The organism is Actinoallomurus acaciae (assembly GCF_042429965.1).
Taxonomy (GTDB): Bacteria; Actinomycetota; Actinomycetes; order Streptosporangiales; family Streptosporangiaceae; genus Actinoallomurus; species Actinoallomurus acaciae.
This window is the reverse complement of sequence record NZ_JBHLZP010000042.1, coordinates 18,720-28,742: the sequence shown is the minus strand read 5'-3', so window position 1 is coordinate 28,742 and position 10,023 is coordinate 18,720. Positions and strand designations below refer to the sequence as shown.

The 10,023-nt window shown below is 68.2% G+C and carries 10 protein-coding genes; 1 reads left to right on the top strand and 9 read right to left on the bottom strand.

The genetic code is table 11. The features are described 5' to 3' along the window. Positions 1 to 250 precede the first annotated feature (250 nt). Positions 251 to 622, top strand: a complete 372-nt coding sequence (locus tag ACFFNX_RS08540) for a ClpX C4-type zinc finger protein (protein ID WP_378197795.1) — start codon at positions 251 to 253, stop codon at positions 620 to 622. Positions 623 to 799: 177 nt separating this feature from the next. On the opposite strand, the gene ACFFNX_RS08535 is transcribed toward ACFFNX_RS08540, so the two are convergent. The 9 genes from ACFFNX_RS08535 to ACFFNX_RS08495 form a co-directional block, all read right to left on the bottom strand. Next, the gene (locus ACFFNX_RS08535; protein ID WP_378197793.1) at positions 800 to 1,519 is read right to left on the bottom strand and encodes a hypothetical protein; all 720 of its coding nucleotides are present in this window, start codon (positions 1,517 to 1,519) and stop codon (positions 800 to 802) included. A 2-nt stretch (positions 1,520 to 1,521) separates the two neighbouring features. Beyond that, positions 1,522 to 2,091 carry a hypothetical protein gene (locus ACFFNX_RS08530; protein WP_378197791.1) on the bottom strand — a complete coding sequence of 190 codons (570 nt, stop codon included), beginning with the start codon at positions 2,089 to 2,091 and terminating at the stop codon, positions 1,522 to 1,524. After that, positions 2,055 to 3,482, bottom strand: coding sequence for an MCE family protein (locus ACFFNX_RS08525; protein ID WP_378197789.1), 1,428 nt, complete (start codon positions 3,480 to 3,482; stop codon positions 2,055 to 2,057). Before ACFFNX_RS08525 ends, ACFFNX_RS08530 begins: the two co-directional genes overlap by 37 nt. Next, the gene (locus tag ACFFNX_RS08520) at positions 3,479 to 4,777 is read right to left on the bottom strand and encodes an MCE family protein (protein WP_378197787.1); all 1,299 of its coding nucleotides are present in this window, start codon (positions 4,775 to 4,777) and stop codon (positions 3,479 to 3,481) included. The genes ACFFNX_RS08525 and ACFFNX_RS08520 overlap by 4 nt, the downstream gene beginning before the upstream one ends. A 106-nt stretch (positions 4,778 to 4,883) precedes the next feature. Next, positions 4,884 to 5,903 (bottom strand): MCE family protein, encoded by a 1,020-nt coding sequence (locus ACFFNX_RS08515; protein WP_378197785.1) that lies wholly within the window; start codon positions 5,901 to 5,903, stop codon positions 4,884 to 4,886. Positions 5,904 to 5,939: 36 nt separating this feature from the next. Then, the gene (locus tag ACFFNX_RS08510; protein WP_378197783.1) at positions 5,940 to 6,959 is read right to left on the bottom strand and encodes an MCE family protein; all 1,020 of its coding nucleotides are present in this window, start codon (positions 6,957 to 6,959) and stop codon (positions 5,940 to 5,942) included. Continuing rightward, on the bottom strand, positions 6,956 to 8,248 hold the full coding sequence (locus ACFFNX_RS08505; RefSeq protein WP_378197781.1) for an MCE family protein: 1,293 nt from the start codon (positions 8,246 to 8,248) through the stop codon (positions 6,956 to 6,958). The genes ACFFNX_RS08510 and ACFFNX_RS08505 overlap by 4 nt, the downstream gene beginning before the upstream one ends. 51 nt (positions 8,249 to 8,299) lie before the next feature. Further along, positions 8,300 to 9,166, bottom strand: coding sequence for an MlaE family ABC transporter permease (locus ACFFNX_RS08500; RefSeq protein WP_378197779.1), 867 nt, complete (start codon positions 9,164 to 9,166; stop codon positions 8,300 to 8,302). Then, complete coding sequence (locus tag ACFFNX_RS08495) at positions 9,166 to 10,002, bottom strand: MlaE family ABC transporter permease (RefSeq protein ID WP_446678507.1); 837 nt, start codon at positions 10,000 to 10,002, stop codon at positions 9,166 to 9,168. The genes ACFFNX_RS08500 and ACFFNX_RS08495 overlap by 1 nt, the downstream gene beginning before the upstream one ends. Positions 10,003 to 10,023: the final 21 nt, after the last annotated feature.

Below are 10,023 nucleotides of genomic sequence, written 5' to 3'. Positions count from 1 at the left end.
AGGCCCACACGGTGAGGCCCACACGGTGAGGCCCACACGGTGAGGCCCACACGGTGAGGCCCACACGGTGAGGCCCTCCCGCCCGGGGCGCCAGCCCACTTCTATCGTCCACCCTCGAAAGCCGCCGCAGGAAGGCCGGCGGCGTGGCTGTGGATAACTTCTCTGGGTGCGAGCCTCTCGCGGGGGGCTTGTCAGGGCATCCCTGACGATCTACCTTTGTCAGGGGTTTCCTGACACATGGAGGTTTCTCATGGCGATGCCTGTTCCCCCTGCTGAGGCGGTGCGCTGCTCGTTCTGTGGCAAGGCGCACACCGAGGTCGACAAGATGGTCGCCGGGCCCGGAGTGCACATCTGCAACGAGTGCATCGGCTTGGCCGAAGCGATCATCGAGGAGTACCGCGACGCCCCGGTCAGGCCACGGCTGCCGGTCTGGGAGTCGCTGGACGACGAACAGATGCTCGACCACATCCCGCGCGTCGCCGCGGTCGCCGATCAGGTTGAGGCCGATCTGCGCTCGTGGGTGCGGGAGTTGCGCCGTCGAGGCGTCACCTGGGCGCGGATCGGGCAGGCCCTCGGCATCACTCGCCAATCCGCGTGGGAGCGGTTCTCCGGCGAGGAGTGATCGGAGGCCCGGCGGCCCCAAAACGGGTCCCCAGCGCCCCCACCGCGCCCGGAGAGGGCCGCTACCGGCCTCCGAGGCGCCGCAGGCCCCGAAAAACCCGCACCGCCCCTGCCCGCGCCGTACGTCGCCCTCTCGCGGCCGCACCGCCACCGACCCGGTCCGGCCCGGTCAGGTCGGCTACGGTCGCTTCGACGTCTTCGGGGACGTCTTGGAGGGCGGCTTCTTCGACGTTGACGGAGCCGGGGTCGGGGAGGCCGACGCCGGGGGCGGGGTGGTCATCCTCGGGCCGTCGATCAGCCACTTCTTGCCGATCTTCTGCATCTGGAGCCGCGGCCAGGACGTGTCCACCTGGGGCTCCTTGTGTGCGGCGTTGACCGAGATCATCTTCACGAACAGGACCACCTCGACCCGCGTCGGGGTCGCGTCGGTCACTCCCGTTACCTGGATCTGGGTCAGGGCCTGGGTCTGGCTCTTCTCCACCGACGGGCGGAAGATCTGCCAGTAGTCGCCGAACGACTTGGCCATGCCCGGGGTCATCTCCGACTTCGCCTTGCTCAGGTCGTAGTCGAGGGTCTTGTAGTTGTACGAGAGCAGGTCCTTCGCCTCGGACTGGGCGGCGGCGCGCGCGTCGTCGCGGGCACGGGTGACGGCTCGGTCGTGGATCTCCTGGTGCCACAGGTACAGGCAGCACACCGCCAGCACGAGGCACGCGCAGCCCAGCAGTGCCAGCATCGGCGTCGCCGGGGACCGGCGACCGGCCGCCGGGGTCTTCCCGGAGCCCTCCGGCTCGCGCTCGTCGTCGCGCTTCCGCTCTCCCTTGTCGTCGCGCTTCCGCTCGCGCTTGTCGTCGCGGCCGGCCCGTCGCGCGGCCCGGCGGCGCTCGCTGTCCGTCTCCACCGTCACTGCAGACCGCCCATCCCCGAGACCTTCCAGTCGTCACCCCGCTTGGTGAGCTGCACCTGCGCGCTCGCCCACGACGACACCGGGGTCTTCACCTGGCTGGACTGGGAGGTGCGCTTCACGGTGACCATGACCTCGGCCGACTTGGAGTTGATGTTCACCACGCCCGAGGCGTACACGACCGCGCTGGAGACCAGCTGGTTGCTCACCACGGTCTGCTTCCAGGTCGAACCGAGCTGCTGCACCGCCTGCGCCTTGAACGCGCTGTCCAGGTCCGTGTACACCCGCTGGGTGTCCTGGTCGAAGGTCTGGTAGCTGATCTCGTAGAAGTGGGTGACGACCCGGCGCGCGACCTCCTGAACGGCGGCGATGTCGGACTTGCGGGTGTCGGCGGCGTACGTGCTCTTGGCGAGGAAGCCCGCCCACACCGTCAGTGCGATGAAGATCAGTCCCAGTGCCGCGAAGGCCGCTCCCAGACGGCCTCCGCGTACCCGCCGGTCGAGCATCGCCCCCAGCCGGCCACGGCCGGCGCTCAGCCGACGATCGGGCTCAGCAGAAGCGTCTGCCATGAAGCGTCTCCCGTCAGTTGACTGACCTTGCCCAACCGGTACTGCTCTCCGTCGGGTCCCGTGTAAACGCGAGTCCGGGGATCGTAGCCCGTGACGAAGAGCGTCTGAAGCTGGGATGCGGACTGCGCACCGTTCGACGCCCCCGGCGACTGCTGCCCCGACGCCTGCTTGGCCGCATCCGAGGACGAGGACGACGACGAGGAGGACGAAGACCCGCTCGAGTAGGTCCGCTCGTACGGGAAGCCCGCGCCCGAGGTGGCGCCGGCCGGGAGCTGGGGGTACGGCGCCGCGGGCGGGGCGTTGCGCGAGCCGCGTACGGCCGTGGTCGAGTTCTTCGGCAGCTTGCAGGAGGCCTTGGGGTTGACGCTCGCCGGGCGCGTGTCCTGCGGATACCGCACCCGCGTGTTCTCGTACCCCTTGGTGCACACGGGTGGCGCGTTGAGGTTCAGCTCCAGGCCGAAGTGCACGGTGCCGTCGCCGGGTGCCACGGTGAACGCGGCACCCACGATCAGCGGGTACGTGACCAGCATCTGCCGCAACTGGGTGGAGCGCGAGGTCAGCACCTGCCCGATCACGGATCCGTTGGCCAGGAGCGTGGGCAGCGTCGGCTCGACGCGTTCGAACAGGTCGTTGGCCTGGTCGAGTGTGCCGGGCGTGGTGTTCAGCACCGAGCGCACCGTGCCGTCGTCGTGCTTGAGCTCACTGGTCAGCGACGCCAGGTCGCGGGAGAACTGCCGGAACGTCGGGCCCTCGTCCACCTGCGTGTCCAGGACCGTACGGCTGTTGTTGAGCAGCTGGATCGTCTCGGGGTAGGCCGCGTTGAGCGAGTCGAGGATCCGCTTGTTCGAGTCGAGCAGCGACTGCAGGTCCGGGCCGGTGCCCGACAGGCCCTTGTCGAGCTCGTCGATGACCGTGCCGAGGTCCTGGGGGTTGACCGTACGGACCAGCGCGTCGACGTTGTGCAGCAGCTCGTACGTCTGCACCGGCAGGTGCGTCTGCGAGACCGGGATGACCGAGCCGTCCTTCAGCGACGGACCGTTGCCGGCCGGGCGCAGGTCGACGTACTGCTCGCCGACGCCGGACCGGTTGAGGACGTAGGCCTGGACGTTGTTGGCGGGCACTTTCTTGCCCCGGTCGATGCGCAGCTCGACGCGCACGCCCTTCTTGGTCAGCCGCAGCGGGCCCACGCGCCCGACCGTGACGCCGCGGTAGGTCACCTCGGCGTTGGTGAAGATGCCACCCGAGTCGGTGAGGTCGACGTACACCCGGTACCGCAGGTCGAGCACGCCCTGCCCAATGCCGATGATGTTGACCAGGGTGTACGCCATGGTCAGCACGGTGATGACGGCGAACACCAGCAGCTGGATCTTGACGCCGCGCTTGATGATCATGCGGTGCCTCCCTGGAGCAGCGCGCCGAGGTCGTCACCGGACCGGCCGCTCATGCCGAGCGGCGGCAGGATGTCGCCGATCCCCCCGGAACCACCGTTCGAGCCGGAGGTGCCGGGAGATTGGGAGGACCCGGGGGTCGCGGTTCCGCCGTTCTGGCCCGTCCCGTTCGAGGTGAGTCCCGGCAGCACGCCCAGCGGCGTGTCCGGCAGGCTCGTGCGCGGCGGCGGCAGGATGTTCTGCAGCTTGTCCGCGGCCTTGGAGATCCCCGCGAGCGGTGTGCCGGCGAGGAGGTTGTGCGCGAGGTCGGCCACGTTGAGGTCCATGGAGACCATGAGGTTGCCGTAGTCGCCCTTGACCGCCTGGCTGACCGTCTGCGGGAACGGGAAGGTGAACAGGCCGCCGAGGATCTTGGGGATCGTGTCGCTGGCCTTGTTGGTGTTGTCCAGGATGGTCTGCAGGGACTTGAGGTTGGCCACCGTGTCGCCCTGCGACCGGTTGATGATGCGGGTCGCGACCGTGCCCAGCTTGTCCATGTTGACGAGCAGCTTGGTGAGGTCCTTGCGCTGGGAGGCCAGCACCTTCACCGCCGGGCCGGTGCTGTCGATGGTGTCGGCGATCGTCTGGTTGTGCTTGGCGAGCGTCGTGGCCAGCGCGTCGACCTTGTCGATGGTCGTGACGATCTGGTTCTTCTGCCGGTCGAGCGTGCCGACGAAGGTGTTGAGCTGGTTCAGCACGTCGCGCAGCTGCGTGGTGTGGCCCTGCAGGGCGGCGTTGAGCTCGTGGTTGATCGTCGAGATCTGTTCGAGGCCGCCGCCGGTGACGAGCATCGACATCGCCGACAGCACCTCCTCGACCTCGGTGCTGCGAGAGGTGCGGTCGAGCGGAATCTCGGCACCGTCCGCGAGCCGTCCCTGCGGTGTCTGTCCCTGCGGGGCGGACAGCGCGACGTACTTCTCCCCGAGGAGGCTGGTCTGGGAGATGGTGGCGACCGCGTTGGCGGGCAGGTCGACCGTACGGCGGAGGCGGCACGTCACGACGGCCTTCCAGTCGACCAGGTCGATCTTGGTGACCATGCCGACCGGGACGTCGTTGACCCGGCACTGCGACTGCGGCACCAGGTCCAGGACGTTCTCGAAGACCATCTTCACGTCGTACGGCCGGGAGCCGGTGTCGACGCCGCCCGGCAGGGGCAACGACGACACGCCCTTGAACGTGCATCCCGAGACCGCGGTGCCGAGGGCGAGCGCGATCGCGAGGGCCCGCGGAGCCGCGCGGCGAATGGTACGTCGGCCCATGACCGAGCGCAGCGAGGGAATCGAAAACGCAGCCCGAGTGATCACTCTCTCCGACGTAGGAGGATTCATGATCAGGCCTCCCTTCCCTCTCGTGTCGTACTTGCGCTCACGGAATGATCGGCAGCGTGTCCGTGCCGGGGGACCTGGTCGATGAGCCGCCCGACGGGCCCTTGACGCTCGCCGGGAGCGGGATGAGGTTCTGGAGGTATCCGTCGAACCACCGGCCGGTCGACGTCGCGTCCGCCGAAGTCGTGACGAACGGCCCGAGAACCTTCACCGCCCGGTCGAGGTTGTCCTGGTTGCGCAGCAGGATGCCGACGACCTTGTGGAGCTGGGTCAGGGCGGGGTTCAGCGTGGCGCGGTTCTCTTCGATCGTGCCGGTGATCTGCTGGGAGAGGCTCACCGTGCCGGACAGCAGCGAGCGGACCGCCGCACGACGGTCGTCGATCTCCTGCAGCAGCAGCGAGCCGTCCGAGACCAGCGCCGCCAGGTCGCCGCTGCGGTCGGCCAGCAGTTTGGTGACGTTGTTCGTGTGCTGGAGCAGATCGCTCAGCGACTCGTCGCGTGAGGCCACCGCCCGGGAGACCTTCCGCAGCCCGTCCAGCGCTCCACGGACGTTGTCCGGGGAGCCCCGCAGTGTGTCCGACAGCGTGTCGAACGCCTTGCCGAGCTGCGACACGTCGATCTTCTGCACCTGCCCGCTGAGGTCCTGCAACGCCGGCACGACCTCGTACGACGGCGTCGTGCGCGAGGTGGGGATCTCCGAGTGCGGCGACTGCCGTCCCGAACCGCTCGGCTGGATCTCCAGGTAGTGCGAGCCGAGGATCGTGCTCAGCTTGATCGACGCTCGCGAGCTGGTGCCGAAGCGCACCTTGGGGTCCACCGTGAAGGCGACCTTCACGTGGTCGCCCTCCAGGCCCACGCTCAAGATCTTGCCGACCTTCACTCCGGCGATCCGGACGTCCTCCGACGGCTTGAGCCCGCTGGCCTCCGTGAACGCGGCCCGGTACTTCGTCCCGCCCTCGAAGCGCGACAGGTTGAACGAGAGGGCCACGAGCAGCGTCACCGTGGTCACGCCGAGCACGCCCATTCGTAGGGGATCCCGATCCCGGAACGACCGCTTCATGGCCGAACTCCCCTCTCAGCCCGAAGATGAACTTTCTCATTCTTTGCACCGGGCGTTGTCGTTCACGATCTGCGGCGTGTTGACAGAGACCTTTCCGGGCAGCCCGATCTGGGCGTCCAGACTGCAGAGGTAGAAGTTGAAGAAGGATCCGTAGGACGCCACCCGGTCGAGCAGCGTGAAGTTGGTGGGCAGCGCCGCGAACGCCTTGTCCAGGTCGTTGCCGTTGGCCGCGAGGACCTTCGACAGCTTGCCGAGCTGGGTGATGTCGTCCTTGAGCGGAGGCCGCGCCTGGCTGAGCAGGCCGTTGGTCGTGCCGATGAGCTGGTTGACGCTGACGAGCGAGTCGCCGATCGCCTTGCGGTCGCCGGACAGCCCCGAGACGAGGCTCTTCAGGTTGGTGATCAGCGAGGAGACCTCGCCGTCGCGCGCGTCGATCGTGCTGATCACGCGGTCGAGGTTGTCGATGACCCGGCCGATGACCTCGTCGCGGTCGCCCAGGGTCTGGGTCAGCGACGAGACGTGTGCGAGCAGGCCGTTGACCGTGCCGCCCTCGCCCTGAAGCACCTGGATGATCTCGTACGAGAGCTGGTTGACGTCCTGTGGCCGGATGGCCCGCAGCAGCGGGCGGAAGCCGTTGAACAGCGCGGTCAGGTCGAGCGCCGGCTGGGTCTGCTCCTTGGGGACGATGCCGTTCGCCGGCAGGGTGCCGCCCTGGCCCGAGCCCTGGGTCAGGGAGACATAGCGCTGGCCCATCAGGTTGCGGTAGCGCAGCTGGGCCTGGGTGCTGCGCGGCAGCGGCTCGGACTTGAGCACCGAGACCGTCACCTGCGCGAGAGTGCCGTGGTAGAGCTTGATCGAGTCGACCTGCCCGACGCGTACGCCGGCGATGCGGACCTCGTCGCCCGGGAGCACGCCGGCCGCGTCGGTGAAGATCAGCCGGTACTTCGTCGTGGCGACGAACTGGGTGTTGGAGATCGTGATCGCGAGGATGCCGGTGAACAGCGTCGCGATCACCGCGAAGATGATCAGCTTGACGGCGGCCGACGTCGTCTTCACTTCACCGTCACCACCATTCCGCTGGCGGCCGGGGCGTAGAGCAGGGAGGCCAGGTCGGACACCTGGTTCGCGGACGTGCCCATCGCCGGGGCCATGAGACTCTTCAGCATGGTGTCGTCATCGGTCGAGGCGCCGGGCTTGATCAGGACGCTGGACAGCGAACGGCCGGCCGGGCCCTTCCACCACGTGTCGTCCTCGGTGCCGTCGAGGGTCTGGTACTGCGGGAACGGCACCTTCGGGTCGGGCACGCCGTAGCAGCGGGGGTTGCGCTGGTCCTTGATCTCCGGCGTGTCCAGGACCGGCTTGTACGCCGGCCGTGGCTTGCTCAGCTCGAGTGTGACGTGAACGCCGGGCTGGCCGCCGCCCATCGCCTCGACCAGACGGGGCTGGATCTTGGCCATGCCCTTGAAGACGCACGGGATGCTCGGGGAGTACTTGGCGACGAGGGCGAGCGCCTGCCGGTTGGCGAGCTGCGCGCCCACCAGACGCGGCTCGTTGTCCTCCGCGAACGGGGTGAGCTTGCCGGTCAGGTCGATGCCCTTGTCCAGCAGGGAGACCAGCTGAGGCTGCTTGTCGACGATCGTCTTGTTGGTGACCTGGAGGTTCTGCATGATCGACAGCAGGTCGGGCGCGGCGGCGTTCAGGTTGCCGGTGACCGTGGACAGCGCGCGCAGGTCGTGCACGATCGTCGGCAGGTGGGGGTTGAGCTTCCTGAGGTAGCCGTCGGCCAGGTCGATCGTCTGCCCGATCTCCTCGCCGCGGCCCTGCAGCGCGGTGGCCAGGGCGTTGAGCGTCGCGTTGAGCTTCTCGGGCTTGACCGCGTTCAGCAGCGGCATGACGTCGTCGAGGACCTGGTTCACCTCGACGGCGGTGGTCGACTTGTCCTGGGCGATGCTGTCGCCGTCCTTCAGGTGCGGGCCCGGGTCGGCGGTGGGCGGCACCAGGTCGACGTACTTCTCGCCGAACACCGTCTTGGGCAGCATGCGCGCCGAGGAGTTGTCCGGGATCAGCGCCGCCTTGCTCGGGTCGAGCGCGAGGTCGATCGCGGCGCCGGTGTCGGTGGAGTGGATGCTGCGGACCTCACCGACGATCAGGCCGCGCACCTTGACGTCGGAGTGCGGGACGAGCTGCAGGCCGGCCCGGTCGCTGTTGACCGTGACGTGGTAGACGGTCTTGAACGCCTGGTTGTACTGGGCGAGCATCAGCAGCACGAGCACGATGACGACGATCATGAACGCCAGGCCGTAAAGGCGGTAGCGCAGGCGTTCGGACCATGAGCCGGTAGTCATGCATCCTCCCCCGGATCACCCGTCATCATCGCGGTTGTCACCTTCTCGTCCTCAGCCGGCGATCCGGACCGTCGTCGTGGTGCCCCAGATGGCCATCCCCATGAGCAGGTCCACGACGTTCACGACCACGAGGCTCGTACGCACCGCGCGCCCGACCGCCACGCCGACGCCGGCCGGGCCGCCGCTGGCGTTGTAGCCGTAGTAGCAGTGGATGAGCATCACGAGCATCGCGAAGACGAGGACCTTGCCGAACGACCACAAGACGTCGTGCGGTGGGAGGAACAGGTAGAAGTAGTGGTCGTAGGTGCCGCTGGACTGCCCGAACGCCACCGTCACGATGATCCGCGTGGCGAAGAACGAGGCCAGCAGGCCGATGACGTAGAGCGGGATGACCGCGAGCATGCCGGCCACCATGCGGGTGGTCACCAGGAAGGGCAGCGACGGGACGCCCATGACCTCCAGCGCGTCGATCTCGTCGCTGATCCGCATCGCGCCGAGCTGGGCGGTGAAGCCGCAGCCGACCGTGGCCGACAGCGCGAGCGCCGACACCGTCGGCGCGAGCTCCCTCGTGTTGAAGTAGGCGGAGACGAAGCCGCTGAAGGCCGCGCTGCCGATCTGGTTGAGCGCGTTGTAGCCCTGCAGGCCGACCTCGGTGCCGGTGAAGAACGTCATGAACGCGACGATCGCCACGCTGCCGCCCATGACGGCGAGGCCGCCGGTGCCGAGACTGACCTCGGCCAGAAGCCGGATGACCTCTTTCTTGTAGCGGACGATCACCCGCCAGACCCAGGCGAACACGCGGACGTAGAAGGCCATCTGGCGGCCGAAGTCCTCAAGGCGCTCCAGCGGCGCGTCGATGACCCGCTTGGCCGTGCGGAAGCCGGCGCGTGTACTGAGATCGACCCGTCCCGCGACCATCACATTCCCTTCTGCGGCACGAGCTGGAAGTACAGCGCGCTGAGCACGAAGTTCTCCACGAACAGTGCCATGGCCGCGATGACGACGGTCTGGTTCACAGCGTCACCGACGCCTTTGGGGCCGCCGGAGGCGGTCAGGCCCTTGTACGAGGCGACCAGCGCGGCGGTGATGCCGAACACCACGGCCTTGACCTCGGCCTGGTAGAGGTCGGGCAGCTGCGCGAGACCGCTGAAGGAGGACATGTAAGCACCGGGCGTACCGCCCTGGAGCATGACGTTGAAGATGTAGCCGCCGGCGATGCCGACGACCGACACGATGCCGTTGAGGAACAGCCCGACGAAGGCACAGGCGAGAACGCGCGGCACCACGAGCCGGTGCAGCGGGTTGATGCCGAGCACCTCCATGGCGTCGATCTCTTCGCGGATCTTGCGGGCGCCGAGGTCGGCGCAGATCGCCGAGCCGGCCGCGGCGGCGATCAGCAGCGCGGTCACGATCGGGCTGGCCTCGCGGACGATCGCGAGCACCGCGGTCGAACCGGTCTGCGACTGCGCGCCGAGCTGGCGGATGAGGTTGCCGACCTGGAGCGAGAGGATCGCGCCGAACGGGATGGCGACCATGATCGTCGGCGCCACGGTGACGCTGACGATGAACCAGGCCTGCTGCAGGAACTCCTGCCACTGGAACGGCCACTTGAACGCCGCGCGCACGGTGTCGAGCGACATCGCGAAGAAGCGGCCGGGCTCGCGGAAGATGGCGTTGACGGCGCCGTCGGCGACCGGGGCGAGGCGGCTGGGCCTGGACTCGACGGGTTCGGTGCGTTCAGGTGCCTGCGTCATGAGTCCTCCCGCGTCGGAGGG

Excerpts from the sequence above, each read along its gene's own strand:
- ACFFNX_RS08515 (WP_378197785.1), bottom strand. The coding sequence starts at position 5,903 with ATGAAGCGGTCGTTCCGGGATCGGGATCCCCTACGAATGGGCGTGCTC.
- ACFFNX_RS08530 (WP_378197791.1), bottom strand. The coding sequence starts at position 2,091 with ATGGCAGACGCTTCTGCTGAGCCCGATCGTCGGCTGAGCGCCGGCCGT.
- ACFFNX_RS08540 (WP_378197795.1), top strand. The coding sequence starts at position 251 with ATGGCGATGCCTGTTCCCCCTGCTGAGGCGGTGCGCTGCTCGTTCTGT.
- ACFFNX_RS08505 (WP_378197781.1), bottom strand. The coding sequence starts at position 8,248 with ATGACTACCGGCTCATGGTCCGAACGCCTGCGCTACCGCCTTTACGGC.
- ACFFNX_RS08500 (WP_378197779.1), bottom strand. The coding sequence starts at position 9,166 with ATGGTCGCGGGACGGGTCGATCTCAGTACACGCGCCGGCTTCCGCACG.
- ACFFNX_RS08525 (WP_378197789.1), bottom strand. The coding sequence starts at position 3,482 with ATGATCATCAAGCGCGGCGTCAAGATCCAGCTGCTGGTGTTCGCCGTC.
- ACFFNX_RS08495 (WP_446678507.1), bottom strand. The coding sequence starts at position 10,002 with ATGACGCAGGCACCTGAACGCACCGAACCCGTCGAGTCCAGGCCCAGC.
- ACFFNX_RS08520 (WP_378197787.1), bottom strand. The coding sequence starts at position 4,777 with ATGGGCCGACGTACCATTCGCCGCGCGGCTCCGCGGGCCCTCGCGATC.